General features: G+C 48.1%; 20 protein-coding genes. 4 read left to right on the plus strand and 16 right to left on the minus strand.

Annotated elements, in window-relative coordinates; genetic code table 11:
- Positions 1 to 7 precede the first annotated feature (7 nt).
- From QJR74_RS11745 to ilvI, 15 genes are all read right to left on the minus strand, one after another.
- The gene (locus QJR74_RS11745) at positions 8 to 154 is read right to left on the minus strand and encodes a hypothetical protein (protein ID WP_304372023.1); all 147 of its coding nucleotides are present in this window, start codon (positions 152 to 154) and stop codon (positions 8 to 10) included.
- Positions 155 to 602: 448 nt separating this feature from the next.
- A complete protein-coding gene (gene murC, locus QJR74_RS11750) occupies positions 603 to 2069 on the minus strand; it encodes a UDP-N-acetylmuramate--L-alanine ligase (RefSeq protein ID WP_304372024.1) in 1467 nt (488 codons plus the stop codon).
- 50 nt (positions 2070 to 2119) lie between these two features.
- Positions 2120 to 3181, minus strand: a complete 1062-nt coding sequence (gene murG, locus QJR74_RS11755) for an undecaprenyldiphospho-muramoylpentapeptide beta-N-acetylglucosaminyltransferase (protein WP_304372025.1) — start codon at positions 3179 to 3181, stop codon at positions 2120 to 2122.
- Positions 3178 to 4404, minus strand: coding sequence for a cell division protein FtsW (gene ftsW, locus QJR74_RS11760; protein WP_304372026.1), 1227 nt, complete (start codon positions 4402 to 4404; stop codon positions 3178 to 3180). Before ftsW ends, murG begins: the two co-directional genes overlap by 4 nt.
- Positions 4404 to 5720, minus strand: a complete 1317-nt coding sequence (gene murD / locus QJR74_RS11765; RefSeq protein WP_304372027.1) for a UDP-N-acetylmuramoyl-L-alanine--D-glutamate ligase — start codon at positions 5718 to 5720, stop codon at positions 4404 to 4406. Before murD ends, ftsW begins: the two co-directional genes overlap by 1 nt.
- Before the next feature lie 2 nt (positions 5721 to 5722).
- Complete coding sequence (gene mraY / locus QJR74_RS11770; RefSeq protein WP_048911508.1) at positions 5723 to 6805, minus strand: phospho-N-acetylmuramoyl-pentapeptide-transferase; 1083 nt, start codon at positions 6803 to 6805, stop codon at positions 5723 to 5725.
- Positions 6799 to 8166 (minus strand): UDP-N-acetylmuramoyl-tripeptide--D-alanyl-D-alanine ligase, encoded by a 1368-nt coding sequence (murF, locus tag QJR74_RS11775; protein ID WP_304372028.1) that lies wholly within the window; start codon positions 8164 to 8166, stop codon positions 6799 to 6801. Before murF ends, mraY begins: the two co-directional genes overlap by 7 nt.
- Positions 8163 to 9650, minus strand: a complete 1488-nt coding sequence (gene murE / locus QJR74_RS11780) for a UDP-N-acetylmuramoyl-L-alanyl-D-glutamate--2,6-diaminopimelate ligase (protein ID WP_304372029.1) — start codon at positions 9648 to 9650, stop codon at positions 8163 to 8165. The genes murF and murE overlap by 4 nt, the downstream gene beginning before the upstream one ends.
- Complete coding sequence (ftsI, locus tag QJR74_RS11785) at positions 9637 to 11391, minus strand: peptidoglycan glycosyltransferase FtsI (RefSeq protein WP_304372030.1); 1755 nt, start codon at positions 11389 to 11391, stop codon at positions 9637 to 9639. The genes murE and ftsI overlap by 14 nt, the downstream gene beginning before the upstream one ends.
- A 13-nt stretch (positions 11392 to 11404) precedes the next feature.
- Positions 11405 to 11725 (minus strand): cell division protein FtsL, encoded by a 321-nt coding sequence (gene ftsL / locus QJR74_RS11790; protein ID WP_304372031.1) that lies wholly within the window; start codon positions 11723 to 11725, stop codon positions 11405 to 11407.
- Complete coding sequence (gene rsmH, locus QJR74_RS11795) at positions 11722 to 12666, minus strand: 16S rRNA (cytosine(1402)-N(4))-methyltransferase RsmH (protein WP_304372032.1); 945 nt, start codon at positions 12664 to 12666, stop codon at positions 11722 to 11724. The genes ftsL and rsmH overlap by 4 nt, the downstream gene beginning before the upstream one ends.
- Complete coding sequence (gene mraZ / locus QJR74_RS11800; protein ID WP_304372033.1) at positions 12666 to 13124, minus strand: division/cell wall cluster transcriptional repressor MraZ; 459 nt, start codon at positions 13122 to 13124, stop codon at positions 12666 to 12668. The genes rsmH and mraZ overlap by 1 nt, the downstream gene beginning before the upstream one ends.
- A gap of 309 nt (positions 13125 to 13433) precedes the next feature.
- Positions 13434 to 14450, minus strand: a complete 1017-nt coding sequence (gene cra, locus QJR74_RS11805; RefSeq protein WP_304372034.1) for a catabolite repressor/activator — start codon at positions 14448 to 14450, stop codon at positions 13434 to 13436.
- Between the two features lie 131 nt (positions 14451 to 14581).
- Complete coding sequence (gene ilvN / locus QJR74_RS11810; RefSeq protein WP_048911500.1) at positions 14582 to 15073, minus strand: acetolactate synthase small subunit; 492 nt, start codon at positions 15071 to 15073, stop codon at positions 14582 to 14584.
- Entirely contained in the window at positions 15073 to 16797 is a 1725-nt protein-coding gene (ilvI, locus tag QJR74_RS11815) for an acetolactate synthase 3 large subunit (protein ID WP_304374037.1), read from the minus strand. Before ilvI ends, ilvN begins: the two co-directional genes overlap by 1 nt.
- A gap of 762 nt (positions 16798 to 17559) precedes the next feature.
- Between ilvI and leuA the strand changes: the two genes are divergently transcribed.
- From leuA to leuD, 4 genes are read left to right on the plus strand one after another with little or no spacing between them, the layout of a single operon-like run.
- Entirely contained in the window at positions 17560 to 19125 is a 1566-nt protein-coding gene (leuA, locus tag QJR74_RS11820; RefSeq protein WP_304372035.1) for a 2-isopropylmalate synthase, read from the plus strand.
- Positions 19126 to 19127: 2 nt separating this feature from the next.
- The gene (leuB, locus tag QJR74_RS11825) at positions 19128 to 20219 is read left to right on the plus strand and encodes a 3-isopropylmalate dehydrogenase (protein ID WP_304372036.1); all 1092 of its coding nucleotides are present in this window, start codon (positions 19128 to 19130) and stop codon (positions 20217 to 20219) included.
- 4 nt (positions 20220 to 20223) lie between these two features.
- Positions 20224 to 21624 (plus strand): 3-isopropylmalate dehydratase large subunit, encoded by a 1401-nt coding sequence (leuC, locus tag QJR74_RS11830; protein WP_304372037.1) that lies wholly within the window; start codon positions 20224 to 20226, stop codon positions 21622 to 21624.
- A gap of 11 nt (positions 21625 to 21635) precedes the next feature.
- Positions 21636 to 22241 (plus strand): 3-isopropylmalate dehydratase small subunit, encoded by a 606-nt coding sequence (gene leuD, locus QJR74_RS11835; protein WP_304372038.1) that lies wholly within the window; start codon positions 21636 to 21638, stop codon positions 22239 to 22241.
- Between the two features lie 63 nt (positions 22242 to 22304).
- Here leuD and secF read toward each other — a convergent pair whose 3' ends face one another.
- Positions 22305 to 23270 carry a protein translocase subunit SecF gene (gene secF, locus QJR74_RS11840; RefSeq protein WP_304372039.1) on the minus strand — a complete coding sequence of 322 codons (966 nt, stop codon included), beginning with the start codon at positions 23268 to 23270 and terminating at the stop codon, positions 22305 to 22307.
- Positions 23271 to 23272: the final 2 nt, after the last annotated feature.

Consider the following 23272-nt stretch of genomic DNA (forward strand, 5'->3'; position numbering starts at 1 on the left):
AGTCTGTTTACTCCAGAATCTGTTGGACAAGCAGTGTCATCTGATTTTCTGCTTGCTTGACTGCCAATGGGATTAAGTTGTACTTGGTTAAAATAAGTACGGTTTTCCCTTCATCCAGCTGAAATTGACCTTTACTACCGCGCTCAGTAGTCATATTTACCTTCCTTGGCAGCTTAGGGCTGGTCAATCTGACCATGCATAATGATGCTAATCGTACGCTTCACCAACAATCTTAGGTGAAGAAAAAATATCGTTTCTCATCAGAAAGATATTTTGCATTATAATCATAAAATTCATTAATAGTCTGAATCTGTATTGATGGCAATATTTTGTCACTAATTATTGCAACCAAGCCGCATTGGCGCCTAAAAAACCACCAAATTTTGATTAATCATCATTCCCTGTACAAAACAATGAATCACGTTAATCATTAGCCGATAAGTTGTCGCTCTCTTCATTAACGGTATTGATTAATAAAGACCTGAACTACCATGAACTGAGACTAAGATCACAACCTGCTCGGTATCGATTCCAGCATAGCAACTCATCATAAGAAATACGTTCAAGGAGGCCACTCAACGTCAAATGCGGCCTCCAGCCTCTTAGCCCTTAGCAAGTTCTGCGGGCACTTCCCAGTTTTCCGCTAACTGACGGGCAATTCGTCCCACCGTACCAGCCCCTTGTAAAAGCACAAGATCATTGCCACTTAATGTCGGCGCTAAGAATTCCAGTAGCGCATCTTGATCCGTCACCAAAATTGGATCGACTTTTCCACGAGAACGAACTGAACGACACAGTGCTCGACTATCCGCCCCTGCAATCGGCGACTCACCGGCAGAATAAACATCCAGCATCAACAATACGTCAACATTCGAGAGAACATTGGCAAAATCGTCAAATAAGTCGCGAGTTCGGGTGTATCGATGGGGTTGAAACACCATGACTAATTTCTTATCTGGCCAGCCTGCTCGTGCGGCTTTGATTGTGGCATCCACTTCTGTTGGATGGTGACCATAATCATCCACGAGCATTGCACTACCACTGACGTCGCTGACCTTATCGGTGGCATAATCACCCAATACATCAAAACGACGCCCGGTACCCTGGAAGCTCTCCAAGGCCGCTAAGATATCGCAATCTTCAATTCCCTCTTCCGTGGCCACCGCAATGGCCGCCGCAGCGTTTAGTGCATTATGGCGCCCCGGTGCATTTAACGTCACGACCATTTCTGGCTTATCCTGGCGATACACGGTAAAACGGCCTGTCGCACCCTGCTGCTGATAGTCTGCGATACGCACATCGGCATCATCACTGAAACCATAGGTCGTCACTTGGCGGCCTACTTCAGGCAGTAATTCACGGATCACTTCATCGTCTACACATAATACCGCTCGGCCATAGAAAGGAAGATTGTGTAAAAAGTTAATGAAGGTCTGTTTTAAATTTTCGAAGTCACCCTGGTAAGTATCCATGTGGTCGGCTTCAATATTCGTTACTATCGCAACCATTGGCTGCAAATGCAGGAAGGAGGCATCACTCTCATCCGCTTCCGCGATCAAGTAGCGACTACTTCCTAAGCGTGCATGTGTTCCCGCCGCCTTCACTAAGCCACCGTTGACGAATGTTGGATCCAAGCCGCCCTCGGCATAAATACTGGAAACCATAGCAGTCGTCGTCGTTTTACCGTGTGTCCCAGCAATCGCAATGCCATGTCGAAAACGCATCAGTTCGGCGAGCATCTCCGCACGGCGGATAACAGGAATACGAGAATCTCTTGCCGCCACTAACTCTGGGTTGTCTTCGGCAATCGCACTGGATACCACGACAACACTGACCCCTCGAATATTTTCTGGGCTGTGATTGAAATAGATCGTCGCACCAAGGCCTGTCAGGTGTTTCGTTACCGCATTAGGTGCCAAATCAGAACCACTAATCTGATACCCTTCATTGGCCAACACTTCAGCAATACCGCCCATACCTGCGCCACCAATACCCACAAAATGGATGTGTTTTACACGTCTCATTTCCGGCACGATAGAGCGTAACTTTGCTAATTGTTGAGTATTCATGAATAACTTCTTACCTATACCTTACGAGAGATGAAAACTTCATCCCTAAATTAATGAGCGACGATATCTTTAATAGCTTGTGCGACACGCTGAGTTGAGTCTGGAATCGCTGTTTTTCGTGCATTCTCGGCATAACCCAGTAGCGTTTCACGGTCCCACTTTTGCAAGCACTCTATCACTGCTTGTGCAGTAAACTGCGGCTGTTCTAAAATGACGGCCGCCCCCGCTTTCTCAAGCGATAACGCATTCCAATACTGTTGGCGATCCTTATGCGGAAAAGGAACAAAGATTGCCGCGACACCCGCTGACGCAATTTCGCTAACGGTTAATGCACCGGAACGGCACACCACCACATCGGCCCAAGCATAAGCCTCAGCGACATCATCGATAAATTCTGTGATGTTATGATGCCCAACCCCGCGCTGACGATAATCTTGTTCAACCTCTGCTTGGTTACCCTTACCGGTCTGATGCCAAATCGTCACTTTATCCCCTAGCGCTTGTGCGACTTCGGGTAATTGCTGATTAAGGATACGCGCCCCTTGACTCCCCCCCATCACCAAAACTCTTAGTGGACCTTCTCTCTCTTGAAATCGGAGGGCCGGCGTAGGAAGGGCTAAAACATCTTTACGCACTGGATTCCCCACCACCTCTGCATTAGGGAAAGCTCCAGAGAAGGCTTGCATGACTTTACGAGCAATTTTAGAGAGCCATTGGTTTGTGAGGCCCGCGATGCCGTTCTGTTCGTGCAGGACAACTGGTACGCCACAACTCCAAGCGGCTAATCCACCGGGGCCAGAAACATAGCCGCCCATCCCTAACACTATGTCAGGTTGCCATTGTTTAATAATTTTTCTCGCTTGCCGCCAAGCGGAGAAAATACGCCAAGGTGCTTGTAAAAGCGCTTTAACGCCTTTACCACGTAATCCATTAATTTTGATAAAATCGATGGCAATACCATGCTTAGGCACTAAATCGGCTTCCATCCGGTCAGCGGTGCCTAGCCAACGGACTTCCCAACCTTCTTCCATTAATTGATGGGCCACTGCCAAGCCGGGGAAAACATGTCCTCCCGTTCCACCTGCCATGACCATCAGTTTTTTACTACTCATCGATTACCTCGGGTTACCGCATGGGCTTTCGCTAAGCGCGTTTCAAAATCAATACGTAGCAGCAGTACTATCGCCGTGGACATGATAATTAAGCTTGAGCCACCGTAACTGATGAGCGGTAGGGTTAGACCTTTAGTGGGTAGCATGCCCGCTGCCGCGCCAACGTTAACTAAAGCTTGGAAACTGAACCAGACGCCTATCGCACAGGCTAAAAACCCTGCAAAACGCTGATCGAGCTCTAGCGCTCTACGACCTATCGACATCGCACGAAATGCCACAAAGAATACCATCAATAGCGCAAGAACCACACCAAAATAGCCAAGTTCTTCGCCGATAATCGCGAAGATAAAGTCGGTATGAGCTTCCGGCAGATATTCTAATTTCTGTACAGAGTTACCAAGCCCTTGTCCCCAGAACTCACCGCGTCCAAATGCCATTAAAGATTGTGTTAATTGGTAACCACTTCCAAAAGGATCTGCCCAAGGATTCCAGAACGATGTCACGCGTCGCATCCGATATGGCTCAACCATAATCAGCAGAACGACTGAGAATAATCCACAGCCGATAATCGCCAAGAACTGCCAAAGCTTAGCGCCGGCTAGAAACAACATCGCCAACGTTGTTACAAACAGTACGATAACTGTACCTAAATCGGGCTGTGCTAAGAGCAGTACTGCGAGAATCACCATCACCCCCATGGGTTTTAAAAATCCCCATAGGTTGCTTCGTACTTCGTCTACCTTCCGCACCAGATAACTGGCCAGATAACAAAAGAGCGAGAGTTTGGAGAATTCAGCAGGCTGAATGCGTAATGGTCCTAATGCAATCCACCGCGAAGCCCCGTTTACTGAGCTTCCCACCACTAAAACTACTAATAACATTACGACGGAAAGTAACAGCATGACATTGCTATACTTCTGCCAGAATGACATGGGCAAACGCAAAGTAATGAGTGAAATGGCGAAACCTAAGCCTAGGTAAAAAGCATCACGTTTAGCAAAGTAGAATGGGTCGTCGTTCATACGTTGCCCGACCGGTACAGATGCCGAGGTCACCATCACAAAACCAATGATAGCGAGTCCAAAGGTCAGCCATAATAATGTGCGATCATAAAGAACCACCGAGGACGTATCTTTTTCCCGTGACCCCATGACCCAATCTTGTATCCGTTCTGAAAGCGCAGCAACGCCGCGCCCTAAGAGCCTCAGACCCGGGATATGCATTAGCCCAACTCCTTCGCTAGCGCCGCGAATCGTTCGCCACGCTGTTCATAGTTTTTAAATTGATCGAGACTGGCACAGGCGGGAGAAAGTAACACAACATCTCCCTTCTGTACCCGTTGGCTGATCGCGTGCATGGCGTCCTCGAGCGTATCGACACGAACCGAAATTTCAGGACGCAGCGCATATAACAATTCCGCATCTCGGCCGAAGCAGTAAACCTTTATATTGTTACCTTGTATTAATCGCTCTAAGGGGGAAAAGTCGGCAGCCTTACCATCTCCACCGAGTAGCAACCATAATGTCCCTTGGCACTGCAGGCCCTTGAGAGCCGCCTCGGTACTGCCGACGTTGGTCGCTTTCGAGTCGTTAATCCACTCAACACCCGCATTTCGATGGACCAACTGGTAGCGATGCGGCAATCCAGTGAAAGTCGTTAAGGCCTTCAAACAGCTTGCGCGCGGTACGCCAACCGCTTCCGCTAGCGCTAAGGCGGCTAACGCATTGGTGAGGTTGTGCTGACCAGTAAGATGCATTTCATCACTATTCAGGACCTTCTCGCCCTTGGCGCGCAACCATGTCTGACCTTGTTGCTGATTAAGGTGATAGTCGCCAAAGGTGACACCAAAACTAATGCAGCGGCGATCAACGCCACGGACCGGCATCGTCATCGCATCGTCGACATTGACGATACAGTGCTTAGCCTGCTCGTAAATACGCAGCTTAGCCGCGCGATATTGTTGAAAACCAAGTGGATAACGATCCATATGATCTTCCGTTACATTTAAAATGGTGGCTGCGCTAGCTTTGAGACTTTGCGTTGTCTCCAATTGAAAACTCGATAACTCAAGGACATAGAGTTGCACATGAGGATTCAACAAGGACAATGCAGGAAGACCAATATTCCCGCCGACTGCGGTTTGCCATCCAGCAGCACGGGCCATTTCACCCACTAGACTAGTTACTGTACTTTTACCGTTCGAGCCGGTGATCGCCACGATAGGCGCCTGCGCTTCACGGCAGAATAATTCGATATCACCCACAATCTCGATTCCTTCTGCCGCAGCTTCGCTAATAGCGGGGTGTGACAGCGCAATACCGGGACTGAGAACGATGAGGTCAGCGTCTAGTAACCACTGCTTATTTATATCGCCAACCCAGCGCTCAATCTTTTCAGGCAGTTTATCGATACCAGGAGGATTGCTACGCGAGTCGATTACCTTAGGCACAACGCCCCGCGCCAAGAAAAACTCAACACAAGACAGGCCAGTAATACCTAAGCCCACGATAACAATTTTTCTACCTTGGTAATCTGCCATAATTAACGTACCTTCAAGGTGGCGAGACCGATTAACACTAACATTAATGAAATGATCCAGAAGCGCACAATAACGCGCGGCTCGGGCCAGCCTTTTAACTCATAATGGTGGTGGATAGGCGCCATACGGAAGATGCGTTGTCCACGTAATTTGAACGAGCCTACTTGTAAAATGACCGACAGCGTCTCCACCACGAATACACCGCCCATAATAACCAGTAAGAACTCTTGGCGAAGTAATACCGCAATAGTACCCAGTGCACCGCCTAACGCCAGTGAACCAACATCACCCATAAACACTTGTGCTGGGTAAGTATTGAACCAAAGGAAGCCAAGTCCCGCGCCGACAATTGCCGTACAGACAATGACTAACTCGCCCGCGTGGCGTAGATAAGGAATATGCAGATAGTCCGCAAAGTTCACGTTACCCGTTGCCCAGGCAACGAGTCCAAATCCGGCAGCCACGAATACGGTCGGCATAATCGCTAAGCCGTCCAGTCCATCAGTTAGATTGACAGCATTACTCGTACCAACAATCACAAAATAGGTCAGGAACAGATAAAGCAGCCCTAATTGCGGCATGATATCTTTAAAGAAAGGGACGACGAGTTGTGTCGCTGGGGTATCTTTACCAATGGCGTAAAGAGCGAAAGCCACCCCTAGCGCAATCACCGATTGCCAGAAATACTTCCAACGCGCGATCAGGCCTTTCGTATCCTTACGGACAACTTTACGGTAATCGTCGACAAAGCCTACGATACCGTAGCCGATCAGTACTACCAGCACACACCATACGTAGGGGTTAGAAGGGTAAGCCCATAACAACACCGAAATGGTAATGGAGGTTAGGATCATTATTCCCCCCATGGTCGGTGTTCCACGCTTACTGAAATGTGATTCGGGTCCATCGTTACGGACGACTTGGCCAATCTGTAATTTCTGCAGCCAGGCAATCAAACGTGGCCCCATCCATAATGAGATAAATAAAGCCGTTAATAAGCTGACGATGGCGCGAAACGTCAAATACGAGAAGACGTTAAATCCTGAATAAAATTTAGCCAGATGTTCGGCTAGCCAAACTAACATGCGTCTTTCTCCTGTAATATCATAACGATTTCTTCCATTGCAGCACTGCGTGATCCTTTCACTAATAGCGTCACAACCTGATGTTTTTGAATTAATTCACGCGCCCGTTCGGCTAAGAGCGATTTGGTGGCAAACACTTCTCCAACCTGGCTCTCTTGCGCGATCCATTGGCTATATTGCCCCACAGTTAGCACCTTATCGACGCCAGCTTCATGCAGCGCTTTACCTACTTTACGGTGGCAAGATTCGGTATCCTCGCCTAACTCCCCCATATCGCCGGCAATCATAATCCGGTAGCCCGGCATCGAAGCCAATACGTTCGCCGCTGCAGTCATCGATCCCACATTTGCGTTATAAGAGTCATCGAGTAACAGCACCGATTCCGATAATTTGATTGGATAGAGTCGACCAGGCACCGCGGTTAATGTCGCAAGACCCTGTTTGATTGCGTCCAATGATGCGCCGACTGATTGCGACAATGCCGCAGCAGCCAATGCATTAGCAATATTGTGCTGACCGGGGAGTGGAAGAATAACCTCACACGTGCCATTAGGCGTGTGTAAACGAAAGGCGGTTCCTTCTACCGTAAAGTTGACGTCTGTGGCGTAATAGTCATCTTTCCTCTGCCCTTGCTCTGTAGCAGAAAAGGTTAAAACCCGTTTATCCGTCAATACTGGTTGCCAGTTATCACGGTCGTTACTCTCTGCATTCAGAATCGCAACACCATGCGGCGGTAGGCCTTGGAAAATTTCGCCTTTAGCCTTCGCCACACCTTCTATTGACCCGAAACCTTCTAAGTGCGCAGCGGCTAGATTATTGACTAGTGCGACTTCTGGCTTCACTAAATGCGTGGTGTAGGCAATCTCACCTTGATGATTTGCTCCCATCTCGATTACCGCAAAGCGGTGCTCAGGCGTGAGACGCAGCAGTGTCATCGGCACGCCAAAATCATTATTAAGATTTCCTGCGGTGTAAAGCGTTTCGCCACACTGTTTCAAAATCGCCGCGGTCATCTCTTTCACCGACGTTTTTCCCGATGACCCCGTCAGACCAACCACTTTAGCAGGGACGTGTTCACGCACCCAAGCTCCGATTTTACCGAAGGCGATTCGTGTATCCTCTACCACAATTTGCGTGGCGGGAATATCTAATCGACGGTTTACCAGAAGCGCACTGGCTCCCGCGTTGATGGCTTGCTCCGCAAACTGGTGTGCGTCAAATCGTTCACCGATTAATGCTACGAATAAGCTACCTTCGATAATCTCACGCGTATCGGTGGTGATATGACTCAAGGTAACGCTTTTCCCAATCTGTTCACCTGCCGTGATCAGCGCTAATTGTTCGCTTGTGACTGGGATCATGCCATCGTTCCTAATAAAGTTGCGACCGTTGCACGGTCTGAGTAGTCGAGTCGCTGATGGCCAATAATCTGGTAATCTTCATGGCCTTTTCCAGCGATCAATATGATGTCTTGTTCTGTAGCCTGTTGAAAGACTCTAGTGATGGCTTGGGCGCGGCCGGCAATAACTTGCGCATGGCTCGCATCAATCAGTCCAGATAAAATATCTTGTGTTATCGCGGCGGGATTTTCGCTGCGTGGATTATCATCGGTAATGACGACGTGATCGGCAAATTCTTCAGCGATTGCTCCCATCAGTGGACGTTTACCTCGGTCTCGGTCTCCACCGCAACCAAAGATGCACCAAAGTTGCCCTTGGCAGTGGCGGCGCGCCGCTTCTAAAGCTTTTTGGAGGGCATCTGGCGTATGAGCATAATCCACCACGGCCACAGCATGGCCTGGTTGTTTGAAGACTTCCATTCGCCCACAGACGGGTGAAAGTCGAGACGCTGTAGTCAGTAATTGTTCCAAGGGGTAACCCAATGCCAGTAACGTTGCCAAGGCCAATAATAAATTACTGACATTGAACTCTCCAATTAACGCACTGACGCATTTACCTGAGCCCCAAGCGGAGTCAAATTGAATCTCTACACCGTTTTCACGGTAGGTGATTGCCGTGGCGGTTAGCCACAGACCATGGCGTTGCGATAGGCTGAGTCCACGCGCACTTACGGCAACCGCGTCCGTCAGCTGAGTTAGCCATTGCTGGCCTATCTCATCATCAGCATTAATAATGCTGACGCCAACCTGGTGTTCCGTAAAGAGCGATAATTTTGCGGCTGCGTAGCTTTCCATATCGCCGTGGTAATCAAGGTGATCACGACTTAGGTTAGTGAAGATTGCCGCGGAAAAAGGGAGCGCCGCGACACGATGCTGCACTAAGCCATGAGAAGAAATTTCCATGGCGGTTAAGCTGACATGCTGCGCGGAAAACTCTGCAAGCGTTCTCTGTATATCGATCGCCGAACCAGTGGTATTTTCGCTCTCAACCAGCTGCCCATATAAGCCATTTCCTACAGTGCCCATTACCGCACTGGATTGGCCCAGTAAGGTCACCCACTGTGCCAGTAGCTGTGAGATGGTAGTCTTACCGTTTGTTCCCGTCACACCAACAATACGCATCGCGTCGATAGGACGACAATAGAAGCGCCCAGCGAGTGCTGATAAACGTTCAGATAATTGAGCAAGATAAATGACCGCAATACCTTCGACCTCGCGGATTTCACCATCTTTCGCGACCTCTTGCGCATCGGCGACCACCGCCGCTGCCCCTTGAGCAATTGCTTGGGCAATATATTTGCGGCCATCAACACTGTGACCGACCACCGCAACAAAGAGATCGCCATCCTTAACATTACGGCTATCAAGCGTCATCGCCTTAAGTGTTAGTGCAGGAGCGTTAGGTACCCAAGGTGCTAACACCTCTTGTAGGTTACGATCGGTCACTTGATCCCTCGCTGGTTGGTTCTTTATTTTCTGTTGCCAGTGCATCTGGCTCTACATTCATTGTGCGTAATACCCCACCCATGATGGCGCCAAATACCGGCGCCGAGACGGCCCCGCCATAGTATTTCCCACCTTGTGGATCGTTAATCACCACAACTAAGGCGAATCGAGGGCGGCTGGCCGGAGCAACCCCGGCAGTATACGCAATATACTTGTTCACATACTGGCCATCTGGGCCAACTTTTTTAGCGGTACCGGTCTTAATCGCAATCCGATAGCCTTTAATCGCTGCTTTTACGCCACCGCCACCGGGGAGTGCTACGCTTTCCATCATATGAACCACCGTCTTTACGGTCTCCTCATCGAAGGCACGTGTTCCGGCAACAGGAGGGGAAACTTTGGTAATCGATAGCGGGCGAGCAATACCATAACTGCCGATAGTCGCGTAGACGCGAGCCAGTTGTAACGGCGTGACCATCAATCCATACCCAAAAGAGAATGTTGCACGTTCGATATCAGACCAGCGCTGTTTATGCGGATAAATCCCTTTACTTTCGCCCACTAATCCAAGATTCGTCGGCTGCCCTAATCCAAAATGGGAATAGGTATCAACCAGCGCAGAAGATGGCATAGCTAACGCCAAACGGGACACCCCTACGTTACTCGATTTCTGTAAAACACCGGTTAATGTCAGTTCATTATAACGAGCGACATCTTTGATTTCATGACCATTAATCCGATAGGGCACGGTATTCAATACACTGCTAGGATGTACCACTCCCCGCTTCAGAGCCGTCATCACCACCATTGGTTTTACGGTTGATCCCGGCTCAAAAATATCGGTGATCGCGCGATTACGGATAGTTTCACGCGGCGTGTTACTGAGATTATTCGGGTTATAAGCTGGGCTGTTCGCCATCGCGAGCACTTCACCCGTATTCACGTCGACCAAAACAGCTGTGCCGGACTCTGCTTTGTTAAAGGCTACCGCATTATTCAGTTCCCGATAGACTTGTGCCTGCAAACGCTCATCAATACTCAGGGTGAGATTATGTGCCACACGGCTGTCAGTCGAGGAGATATCTTCAATTACTCGACCTTGACGATCTTTACGCACAATACGCGCGCCGGGTGTACCGGTCAGCCATTTATCGAAGCTTTTTTCAACGCCTTCGATCCCTTGACCATCAATATTGGTAAAGCCAATCAAATGCGCTGCCACCTGCCCTGCTGGATAGTAGCGGCGGGATTCTTCACGTAAGTTAATTCCCGGTAACTTCAATTTTTGAATATAGCTACTGACCGCGGGGTTCACTTGTCGGGCAAGATACACAAAGCGGCCTTTGGGGTTGGCATTTATCCGCGAGGAGAGTTGGTCGAGTGGTAGCGATAGGGCATCTGCCAACGCTTTCCAACGATTATCGAAACCTATACCGCCGTGTGCATTAACCTCTTTCGGATCAGCCCAGATTGCACTGACGGGCACACTCACCGCAAGCGGGCGGCCATTACGGTCGCTAATCATACCACGTGAGCTAGGCACGGATTGTACGCGTAACGAGCGCATATCGCCCTCTTTCACTAAGCGCTCAGGTTTAACTACTTGCAGCCATGCTACGCGAGAAAGTAGGCCCACCAATGCCAGTAATATTCCGCCGCATAACAACGCAAAACGCCAACGAATAAAGTTGGCTTTGATTTCTTGCTTTTTTGTTTTCAGCGTTTTCTTTGCGCCGGCCATCAGTTTTCTATCCCTATGGTTGAACCACTATATGTTCCTGAGAAGGGTCAACATGCTGCATATGCAGTTTTTCCACTGCTAAACGCTCAACACGGCTGTGATCACCTAAGGCATTCTCTTCAAGAATTAAATTTCGCCACTCAATGTCTAATGAGTCTTTTTCTAGCACCATCTGTTCACGTTGTGCAGTCAGTAGACGTGTTTTTTGCGTGGTAATGACCACCATAATAGAGGTCACTAATACTGCGACGAGGAGGATGAGGGGAAGTTTTCCATGCCGTAGCAGATCTCCCCCAATAACCGTGGGTAAACTATGACGCTCGTTATTGATCACGCTTCACTCCTTTCTGCGATACGTAAAACAGAGCTACGCGCACGAGGATTTTCTGCGACTTCTGCTGGACCTGGTACCGATTTACCTAACGAACGAAGTTCTCTTCCACCCAGCGCCTGTATTTGTGCCTCAGTCATGGGCACCCCTGCAGGAACTTGCACCCCGCGACTATGAGTACGCATAAAACGCTTTACCAAACGGTCTTCAAGGGAGTGGAAACTGATAATTGAGAGTCTACCTTTTGGCGCTAAAGCTTTAATAGACGAAGCTAACGCTCGTTCGATCTCTTCTAACTCGCTATTAATCCAGATACGAATCGCCTGGAAGCTACGCGTCGCAGGGTGCTTATGCTTGTCTTTGACCGGCATTGCCGCAGCAATAACCTCTGCTAACTCTTTAGTTCGCGTCATCGGTGCTAGGCGGTTGCGTTCCACGATAGCGCGCGCGATGCGTTTACCGAATTTCTCTTCACCGTAGGTTTTGATCACAAAGGCAATGTCTTCCTCGGCAGCACGCATTAACCATTGTGCTGCAGACTCTCCTTGTGAAGGATCCATCCGCATATCCAAGGGTCCGTCACGCATGAAGGAGAATCCACGTTCAGCATCATCGAGCTGTGGGGAAGAAACACCGAGATCAAGTAAAATCCCATCGATTTTACCCACTAACCCTAAGGATTCGACATAGTCACCTAACTGCGAGAAAGGACCATGAATAATGGAGAAGCGTGGATCGTCGATTTGTTCGGCTGCAGCGATAGCTTGTGGGTCACGATCGATAGCGATCAAGCGTCCCGTTTCGCCTAGCTGAGAAAGGATCAATCGGGAGTGTCCTCCCCGACCAAAGGTACCATCAATATAGATACCTTCAGGTTGAATATTTAGTCCGCCGACAGCGTCGTCAAGCAGTACGGTGGTATGTTTAAAATTGTCAGACGTCATTATAACGATAAGTCCTGCAAACGCTCAGATAATACACCCTGAGCATGTTGCTCAGCCTCAATGTCTTGCTTGACTTGATTATACCAAGTCTGTTCGTCCCAAAGTTCAAATTTATTGTATTGGCCGACCAACATAATGTGTTTGGTTAATGTGGCGTATGTACGCAAAGGTGCGGTTAAGAGTAAGCGCCCCGCTGCATCAAGTTGCCCTTCCGTTGCATGTCCCAGTAATAACCGCTGTATGCGGCGTTCAGCTGGATTCATCGAAGAGAGATTCGCTAATTTACGCTCAATCCTTTCCCACTCTGATAAGGGATAGAGCAGTAAACAAGGCTGATGAATATCAATGGTGCAAACCATATTTCCTTCAGACAGTGCATAAAGTTGTTCACGATAGCGCACTGGCATCGCAAAGCGTCCTTTACTGTCTATATTTACAGGATTGGCACCACGGAACATGATCTGTCCTTATTTTTGGAAAAAAACTCCACTTTGCCCCACATTTTCCCACAAAGTGAGTTTACGGAGCGGAGGAAAAGCTTGTCAAGCGGCTTTGACTTTTGCCGCGGAATATTTCCTGTTATTTCTGGCTTTTTTTATAGTGAAATATCGTATTTATAAGAAGGAATTTAGCTAACTCAATGATTTATAGCAGAAGAAAGATTGCTGGTACGGAATAATCCATATTTGAAGGGATAATTTGTGAAAACTAGCATCTCAACAGCTTCGAGCTGTGATTATACAATAATTTTCATCATTACACGGCGGTTACTTTAAATGCATGGTACGAATTAGCGCTCCTCGAGCATGTAGATGCCGTGGAATGGTCGTAATCCCTAATTCTGACTGGTCACCGTGTTCGAGCGTTTTCAGGACTAACGCTAATACACATTCAGCTATATCCTGATGACGCTGACCAGCAGACAGTACGGGGCAGGCAAGGAAATCTAAAAGTTCATGGTCTCCAAAGGTTGCGATAGATAAAGTCGAAGGGAGCTCACCAAGTGTCGATAAGCAAGCATCCATTACCCCTTGGAGTAAGGCAAATGAAGTGGTAAAGATCGCAGCAGGTAAGCAATTTTTTTGTAGATAGGCCGTAAATTGTTGTGCCGCATGTTGACGGTCAAAGCTATCACTATATAAAAATTGCGGTTGTCGAACATCCCCATTCCATGCCTCACGAAAACCCTGCTCTCGTAGAAAACTGACCGATAGCTCAGGCAATGCGCCAAAAAAAAGAATATTATCAATCGATTGATGACGTTGCGCTTGGGCTAAGGCAAAAGCATCTTCCCGATCCGCACCCACTACGCTATTAAATAATCGCTGATCCAACGGTCGGTCCAACGCAATAACCGGTAATTGCCGTTCGGCACAACGTTGATAAAAGGGGTGCTGGGCAGGAAGCGACGTTGAAACAATCAGGGCGTCTATTTTGCGTTGTAAAAGGTGCTCGATACAGCGCATTTCATTATCCGGTTGGTCCTCCGAACAGGCGATAAGCAGCTGGTAGCCTTGTTGACGTGCGTGACGTTCAAGATGTTTCGCAATACGGGTATAACTGGTATTTTCAAGATCGGGAATAACCAGACCGATGGAGCGTGTTTTTCCTGCCCGTAGGCCAGCGGCCACAGCGTTAGGGTGATAGTTATGCTCCCGCACGACGGCCATCACTTTTTCAACGGTCTTATCGCTGACGCGATACTGTTTAGCCTTACCGTTAATGACGTAACTCGCGGTGGTTCTAGAAACCCCTGCCAGTCGTGCAATTTCGTCTAGTTTCACCCTACCCTCGCTTTTTACTACCGTCTTAGGAAACTCTCGTAAAGTCTCAAAGACTATATACCTTATCCAGTCAGCAACAGGCAACAGGTGTAAAAGGGAAAGACCTTATTGGGTCCCTCCCTTGACGAGGATCAATTGAGAGTTTTATCTCCGCGAGAAATACCGATAACGCCAGAACGTACGACTTCAGCAATCTCAGTCACGGCACGTACCGCGGTTAAGAATGCGTCTAATTTTTCTGCACTCCCTACTAACTGCACGGTATAGAAGCGCGGGCTAACATCGACAATCTGTCCACGGAAAATATCCGCGCAACGTTTAATTTCTTCGCGTGCCGCCCCTTCCGCGATAATTTTGACCAGCATGACTTCACGTTCGACGAAAGCCGACTGCCCAAGCTCATTGACCCGCAACACATCGACTAATTTATGGAGCTGCTTCTCGATCTGCTCCAACACTTTCTCATCACCGATGGTTTGGATCGTAATACGTGACAGCGTTGGATCTTCGGTAGGTGCCACGGCTAAGCTTTCGATGTTGTAGCCGCGCTGAGAGAAAAGGCCGACCACTCGCGACAACGCCCCAGACTCATTTTCAAGTAACACTGACAATATCCGGCGCATTATTCACTCCTTTCCGTCTTGCTTAACCACATCTCATTCATTCCAGCGCCGCGCACCAACATTGGGTAAACGTGCTCGCTACCATCCACCATCACATCAACAAACACCAAGCGACCTTCTGCTACCAAGTCTAATGCCTGTTGTAGCTTAGCTTCCAGTTCATCCGGAGAGTTAATCGCAATCCCCACATGTCCATAGGCTTCGGCAATTTTGACGAAGTTCGGTAAAGATTCCATGTAAGAGTGTGAGTGACGCCCCGAGTAGATCATATCCTGCCACTGCTTGACCATGCCCAAATAACGGTTATTCAGGTTAAGCACTAAAATAGGTAATTCATACTGTAAAGCGGTAGACAACTCCTGGATATTCATCTGGATACTGCCGTCCCCTGTCACACAAACGACCGTCTCGTCAGGTAAACAAAGCTTAACGCCTAAAGCCGCCGGGAGGCCAAAGCCCATCGTACCGAGGCCACCTGAGTTAATCCAACGACGTGACTGATCAAATGGATAATGCAACGCGGTAAACATCTGATGTTGTCCGACATCAGACGCGACATAAGCCTGACCTTGGGTCAGTTTCCACAAGGTGCGTATAGCCGCTTGTGGTTTGATTTTCTCGCCTTCCGTAGAGTAATCAAGACAATTACGCCCACGCCATTGGTCGATCTTCGCCCACCACTCAGCGCTCAATGTCGCCGAAGGCGGCGGTGTTTTATCGAGCAATTCGACCATCTGTTCTAGTACCTGACGAGCGTCGCCGACAACAGGCACATCTGCATTGACGGTTTTCGAAATCGAAGCCGGATCGATATCGATATGGATCACCGTGGCATCTGGGCAATACTTCGCAATATTATTGGTCGTCCGATCATCGAAACGTACCCCTACTGCAAAGATGACATCTGCATTGTGCATGGTCATGTTGGCTTCGTAGGTTCCGTGCATTCCCAACATACCAACGCTTTGCGGATGCGTTCCAGGAAAACAGCCTAATCCCATCAATGTCGTGGTAACCGGTAATTGCAGTGTTTCCGCCAACGTTTTTAACGCCGATTCTGCGTGAGCGGTAATCACCCCACCACCGGCATAAATTACGGCTTGTTTCGCCGCCAGCAATGTACTCAGTGCACGTTTTATCTGTCCTTTGTGCCCTTGTACCGTAGGATTGTAAGAGCGTAAACTCACGCTCTCTGGCCAGTGGTAAGGAAGTTTTACCGCAGGATTAAGAATATCTTTAGGCAGATCGATGACCACCGGCCCCGGACGGCCCGTAGAGGCTAGCCAGAACGCTTTCTTGATCATCTCAGGAATATCTTCGGTACGTTTGACAAGGAAGCTGTGTTTAACGATCGGTCTTGAGATACCGATCATGTCGCACTCTTGAAATGCATCGCTACCAATTAACGAAGACGCGACTTGACCAGAGAGGACGACCATCGGAATGGAGTCCATATAGGCCGTCGCAATTCCGGTAATAGCATTGGTTGCGCCAGGGCCAGATGTGACGAGTACCACCCCAGGTTCGCCTGTTGCTCGCGCCACCGCATCCGCCATATGGACTGCAGCTTGTTCGTGACGCACTAATATATGATCAACGCCACCCACTGTTTGAATCGCATCATAAATATCCAGTACCGCTCCACCGGGATAACCGAACACCTGTTTCACGCCTTGATCAATCAGTGACTGAATGACCATTTCTGCTCCTGACAACATCTGCATTACTGCCTCCGGCTTCACACACATACAACTGATTACTGTCACAGTGATAAGAAAATCTTCGCTTACTTCCCCCACTCCCCCTAAAGGGTCGATCATTTTATTTTTTTACTGAGTGAGGCATTTCTTACGTTAACATACCGCTTAACTTCCCGGCAGGGAAAATAAGTGAAAAAAAAACCACTAGCGAAATGAATAGAGAATTATTCTGGTATTTCGCCAATTAGCATATTAAAAAAACCAAACACTCATTCAGATATAGTTTGATAGACGCCAGTCACGACAAAATAAAGAAAATCACTCATTAAGGTTGCCCCCAATTATTTTAAGTCAGCTATATCGCCTAAGATTATCTGGGTGGACTAAATCCCCATCGATAAACATTAATGCAGAATAATCATCTATAGGCAAAACGTTTATATGGAATTAATATATAAAAATCATTGATTTAAAATAAAAGGAAAGAATTAAAGGAGTAGCTTGTTTTAGGATGACGCGCGTCTTCACTTCCAAGTTAATTTTTCGTTGACATACCCAGACAATTCACGTACCAATATAAGGACACACAGATTCTATAGGCTTTAACAATGATTCGTTTCACTGCACTCACAGAACTCCTCCTCCTCGCTAAATATCAGCGCGGTTGTTCTGTGGGCGAAAACGAATAAAGATTAAAGCCTGAAAGAACTGAAAAACCCGCGCCGAACAGCGCGGGTTTTTTTATGCGCTAAGGCCATCAAATATAAGAATTTAAGGAAGCAAATTATGAGCCAGCAAGTCATTATCTTCGACACAACATTACGCGACGGTGAGCAAGCCTTACAGGCCAGTTTAAGCGTGAAAGATAAATTACAGATCGCGCTGGCTTTAGAGCGGATGAAAATCGACGTGATGGAAGTCGGTTTCCCCGTCTCCTCTCCCGGTGATTTTGAATCCGTACAAACCATTGCTCGTACTATTAAAAACAGCCGTGTTTGCGCCTTAGCCCGTTGTGTAGAGAAAGATATCGACGCAGCCTACGAATCTTTGAAAGTGGCTGATGCTTTCCGTATTCATACCTTTTTAGCCACCTCCCCGATGCACATTGAAACCAAGTTACGCTCGACACTGCCAGAAGTGATTGAGCGTGCTGAATATATGATCCGCCGTGCACGCAACTATACTGATGACGTCGAGTTTTCCTGTGAAGATGGTGGCCGTACCCCAATTGACGATTTATGTCGTGTCGTCGAAGCAGCGATTAATGCTGGTGCTCGTACTATCAATATTCCTGATACCGTGGGTTACACCCTGCCCCACGAATATGCCAACATCATCTCTTCATTAATTCAACGCGTCCCGAATATCGATAAAGCTATTTTATCTGTTCACACTCACGATGATTTAGGAATGGCCGTCGGTAACGCAATGGCCGCCGTAACAGCTGGCGCACGTCAGGTGGAAGGCACATTAAATGGTTTGGGCGAACGCGCGGGCAACTGTGCCTTGGAAGAAGTGATTATGGCGATCAAAACGCGCCACGCGATGATGAATGTCCACACAGGCATTAATCACCAAGAAATTTATCGTACAAGCCAAATTGTTAGCCAAATCTGTAATATGCCAATCCCTGCGAATAAAGCCGTGGTCGGTAGCAATGCTTTCGCTCACTCCTCAGGAATCCACCAAGATGGCGTGTTGAAAAATCGTGAAAACTACGAAATCTTAACCCCTGAATCGATCGGCTTACATCAAGTACAATTGAACCTGACCTCTCGTTCTGGACGCGCAGCGGTAAAACACCGGATGGCGGAAATGGGCTATCAAGAACAAGACTATAATTTAGATACCTTGTATGAGGCATTCTTAAAATTAGCCGACAAGAAAGGCCAAGTATTTGATTATGATCTAGAAGCTTTAGCCTTCATTAATAACCAAGCCGATGAGAGTGATCACTTTGTCCTGCATGACTTCACCGTTCAGTCAGGGGCGAGTATCACAGCAACCGCATCCGTAAAATTAGCCGTAGGGTCGGAGATTAAAGAAGAAGCCGCCACCGGTAATGGTCCAGTTGATGCCGTATATCAAGCAATCAATCGTATTTCAGGATCGGAGATCGAATTAGTTAATTATAAATTAACCGCCAAAGGCCAAGGAGAGAATGCTCTGGGCCAAGTGGACATCGTCGTGAAATATAACGATCGTAAATTCCATGGCGTTGGTCTAGCCACCGATATCGTGGAGTCTTCCGCGAAGGCGATGGTGAATGCATTAAATACGATTTGGCGCGCACGTCAGGTCGAACAAGAATTAAAGCGTAAGTCTCAGACTGAAATTAAGGAAACAGTGTAATTATGTCGACTCACTATAATGTTGCCGTTTTACCCGGTGATGGAATCGGTCCTGAAGTGATGGCCCAAGCAGAAAAAGTTCTGGCTGCGGTCAGCCAACGTTTTGGCTTTCAGATCAACACTCAGCATTTTGATGTCGGCGGCATTGCCATCGATAACCACGGCACACCGCTTCCTGCTGCGACGGTAGCAGGCTGTGAGCAAGCAGATGCCATTCTGTTTGGTTCGGTTGGTGGTCCTAAATGGGAACACTTACCGCCGAGCGACCAACCTGAGCGTGGCGCTCTGCTTCCTCTACGTAAGCACTTTAAACTGTTCAGTAACCTACGCCCAGCGGCTTTGTATAAAGGCTTAGAGGCTTATTGCCCGCTGCGTAGCGACATTGCAGCACGCGGATTCGACATTTTATGTGTGCGTGAATTAACCGGTGGTATCTACTTCGGTCAACCTAAAGGCCGTGAAGGTAGTAGCGACCAATTACGTGCTTTCGATACTGAAGTTTATCACCGTTATGAAATCGAACGTATCGCTCGCTTAGCATTCGAGTCAGCGCGTAAACGCCGTCACAAAGTAACCTCTGTCGATAAAGCAAACGTATTACAGTCATCTATTTTATGGCGTGAAACGGTCACAGAGATTGCGAAAGAGTATCCAGACGTCGAGTTATCACATATCTATATTGATAACGCTACGATGCAGCTGATTAAGGATCCTTCTCAATTCGACGTCCTATTATGTTCCAATTTATTTGGCGATATCTTGTCTGATGAATGTGCGATGATTACGGGTTCTATGGGGATGCTGCCTTCCGCGAGTCTGAATGAAGAAGGCTTCGGACTCTACGAACCCGCTGGTGGATCGGCTCCCGATATCGCCGGAAAAAATATTGCTAACCCGATTGCACAAATTTTATCACTCGCCTTATTACTGCGTTATAGCTTACAACAAGGTGACGCGGCAGAAGCGATCGAAAACGCTATCAGCAAGGCGTTAGCTGCGGGACACCGTACTCATGACTTAGCCGGTGACGGTAAAGCAGTCAATACCGATGAGATGGGTAATATCATTGCCCGGTATATTACCGAGGAAAAATAATAAAATGAGCAAAACCTTATACCAGAAGTTATTTGATGCACATGTCGTTTACGAGGCGCCACAAGAGACGCCTATCCTGTACATTGACCGTCACTTGGTTCATGAAGTGACCTCACCACAAGCCTTTGATGGTCTTCGCGCCCATGGCCGTCAATTGCGCCAGCCATCAAAAACCTTCGCGACGATGGATCATAATGTCTCGACAGAGACACGGGATATTAACGCCTCCGGTGAAATGGCTCGTATCCAGATGCAAGAACTGATCAAGAACTGCGCTGAATTTGGGGTAAGTCTGTATGACTTAAACCACCCATTCCAAGGTATCGTTCATGTAATTGGCCCAGAGCAAGGCATTACCTTACCAGGGATGACCATTGTCTGTGGTGACTCGCATACCGCTACCCACGGCGCCTTTGGTGCCTTAGCATTTGGTATCGGTACTTCCGAAGTTGAGCACGTGATGGCAACCCAAACCTTAAAACAAGGTCGGGCAAAAACGATGAAAATTGAGGTCACTGGCTCTGCCATTGGCGGCATCTCAGCAAAAGACATCGTGTTAGCCATCATCGGTAAAACCGGCAGTGCCGGCGGCACCGGATATGTCGTGGAATTTTGTGGTGCGGCAATCGAAGCGTTAAGCATGGAAGGTCGTATGACCCTGTGTAATATGGCCATTGAGTTAGGGGCTAAAGCGGGCTTGGTCGCACCGGATGACACAACCTTTGAATACTTAAAAGGCCGCCAATTTGCACCAAAAGGTGAACAGTGGGATGAGGCCGTTGCCTACTGGAAGACCTTAAAATCTGATGAGAATGCTGAGTTCGATTGTATCGTTACCTTAGATGCTGCCGAGATCGCTCCACAAGTCACTTGGGGAACGAACCCAGGGCAAGTCATCGCAGTGGACCAACCAATTCCACGCCCAGAAGAGTTCAGTGACCCGGTCGAACGCGCTTCGGCAGAGAAAGCACTGGCCTATATGGGATTAGAAGGTGGTATCCGTTTAACAGATGTTGCGATTGATAAAGTCTTTATCGGTTCTTGTACTAACTCACGGATTGAAGATTTACGTGCGGCGGCAGCAATTGCCAAAGGGCGTAAAGTGGCACCGGGAATTGTTGCCATGGTGGTGCCAGGCTCTGGCCCAGTAAAAGCACAGGCCGAAGAAGAAGGCTTAGATAAAATCTTCTTAGAAGCAGGTTTCGAATGGCGTTTACCGGGCTGTTCAATGTGTTTAGCGATGAACAACGATCGGCTAAACGCTGGCGAGCGTTGTGCATCTACCAGTAACCGTAACTTTGAAGGCCGTCAAGGACGTGGTGGACGGACTCACTTAGTTAGCCCTGCTATGGCAGCCGCAGCCGCCGTTACCGGACGCTTTACTGACATCCGTACCTTGAACTGAGGATCTGCATCATGGCAATTAAATTTACTCAACATACCGGACTGGTTGCGCCTTTGGATGCGGCCAATGTCGATACGGATGCGATCATCCCAAAACAGTTTCTACAGAAAGTCACCCGTACAGGCTTTGGTCAGCATCTATTTAACGATTGGCGCTTTATCGATGATGCGGGCAAAATCCCTAATCCAGATTTCGTCCTGAATAAGCCTCTGTATAAGGGGACCAGTATTTTACTGACCCGTGAAAACTTCGGCTGTGGCTCGTCGCGTGAGCATGCGCCGTGGGCCTTAACCGACTTCGGTTTTCGTGTGGTGATCGCGCCGTCTTTCGCTGATATTTTCTACAGTAATAGCTTTAATAACCAACTGCTCTTGGTCAAATTAAGCGAAGCACAGATTGACGAGCTGTTTCAACTGGTTGAGCAACATCCTGGTATTAATTTTACCGTTGATTTAGAAGCGATGACGATTCAGGCGGGGGAGAAAACTTATACCTTCGAACTGGATAGCTTCCGCCGTCACTGCATGTTAAATGGCTTAGACAGCATAGGTCTTACGCTGCAGCATGAAGCATCGATTGGCGCTTACGAAACGAAACAGCCCGCTTTTCTTCAGTAACCTTCTCAGTATTTAGCATAAAAAAAGGGACATTTTCATGTCCCTTTTTTATTGCCACTATTTCTACTGGATGCGTGGCTGGTCAGCCCCTTCCTTCTCGACTTTCTGCACTAACATATGTTCGCGCTTCATCCCGAGTTTCAACGCCAACGCTGACGCGACGTAGATTGAAGAGATAGTACCAATGGCGACACCGATTAACATCGTCAGTGAGAAGCCACGTAATAGCTCACCACCAAAGATAAACAGCATCAAGACCACTACTAAGGTGGTTGCCGAGGTCATCAATGTCCGGCTCAGTGTCTGAGTCAGAGAGATATTGACGATATCATAAGGCGTGCCACGACGAATCTTACGGAAGTTTTCACGGATCCGGTCAGAAACAACGATGCTGTCGTTTAACGAGTAACCGATCACCGACATCAGTGAAGCGATGATAGTTAAATCAACTTCGATGTGGAACAGTGATAACACACCCATTGTAATGACAACGTCGTGCGCCAAGGCTAATACCGCACCCAGTGCAAGACGCCATTCAAAACGAAAGCCGACGTAGATTAAGATACAGATCAAGGCTGCTAATAGCGCTAATGCACCTGCCTGCGCCAGATCGCTACCGACACTAGGTCCCACGAACTCGATACGTTTAACTACTGCCGTCTGCTGGGTCGCTTGGTTAATCTCGCTGACCACTTTGGTCCCGAGTTCTTGCCCTGCATTACCATCATGCGGAGATAAGCGCACCATAACTTCACGGCTACTACCGAAGTTCTGCACTTGAGGGTCACTAAAGCCGGCATGTTGTAATGCTGTACGCATCACATCCAATTCACCGGGTTTCTCTAATGTAATCTCAATGACCGTTCCACCGGTGAAATCCAGTCCCCAGTTAAAGCCACGCACACCCATAATGAGGGCAGAAGCAATCAACAATAATGCTGACAGGGTAAAGGCTAACTTGTCCCAGCGCATGAAATCATGCACCTTACGGCCATAGTTAAGTTGTTCAATACTATATTCTTGTGCCACAA

Origin of the sequence: Tatumella ptyseos (assembly GCF_030552895.1) — a bacterium.
In the GTDB taxonomy this organism is placed as follows: Bacteria; Pseudomonadota; Gammaproteobacteria; order Enterobacterales; family Enterobacteriaceae; genus Rosenbergiella; species Rosenbergiella ptyseos_A.

Coding starts and splice junctions, on each gene's coding strand:
- QJR74_RS11745 (WP_304372023.1), bottom strand. CDS start 154: ATGACTACTGAGCGCGGTAGTAAAGGTCAATTTCAGCTGGATGAAGGG.
- murC (WP_304372024.1), bottom strand. CDS start 2,069: ATGAATACTCAACAATTAGCAAAGTTACGCTCTATCGTGCCGGAAATG.
- murG (WP_304372025.1), bottom strand. CDS start 3,181: ATGAGTAGTAAAAAACTGATGGTCATGGCAGGTGGAACGGGAGGACAT.
- ftsW (WP_304372026.1), bottom strand. CDS start 4,404: ATGCATATCCCGGGTCTGAGGCTCTTAGGGCGCGGCGTTGCTGCGCTT.
- murD (WP_304372027.1), bottom strand. CDS start 5,720: ATGGCAGATTACCAAGGTAGAAAAATTGTTATCGTGGGCTTAGGTATT.
- mraY (WP_048911508.1), bottom strand. CDS start 6,805: ATGTTAGTTTGGCTAGCCGAACATCTGGCTAAATTTTATTCAGGATTT.
- murF (WP_304372028.1), bottom strand. CDS start 8,166: ATGATCCCAGTCACAAGCGAACAATTAGCGCTGATCACGGCAGGTGAA.
- ftsI (WP_304372030.1), bottom strand. CDS start 11,391: ATGGCCGGCGCAAAGAAAACGCTGAAAACAAAAAAGCAAGAAATCAAA.
- rsmH (WP_304372032.1), bottom strand. CDS start 12,666: ATGACGTCTGACAATTTTAAACATACCACCGTACTGCTTGACGACGCT.
- mraZ (WP_304372033.1), bottom strand. CDS start 13,124: ATGTTCCGTGGTGCCAATCCTGTAAATATAGACAGTAAAGGACGCTTT.
- ilvN (WP_048911500.1), bottom strand. CDS start 15,073: ATGCGCCGGATATTGTCAGTGTTACTTGAAAATGAGTCTGGGGCGTTG.
- ilvI (WP_304374037.1), bottom strand. CDS start 16,797: ATGCAGATGTTGTCAGGAGCAGAAATGGTCATTCAGTCACTGATTGAT.
- leuA (WP_304372035.1), top strand. CDS start 17,560: ATGAGCCAGCAAGTCATTATCTTCGACACAACATTACGCGACGGTGAG.
- leuB (WP_304372036.1), top strand. CDS start 19,128: ATGTCGACTCACTATAATGTTGCCGTTTTACCCGGTGATGGAATCGGT.
- leuC (WP_304372037.1), top strand. CDS start 20,224: ATGAGCAAAACCTTATACCAGAAGTTATTTGATGCACATGTCGTTTAC.
- leuD (WP_304372038.1), top strand. CDS start 21,636: ATGGCAATTAAATTTACTCAACATACCGGACTGGTTGCGCCTTTGGAT.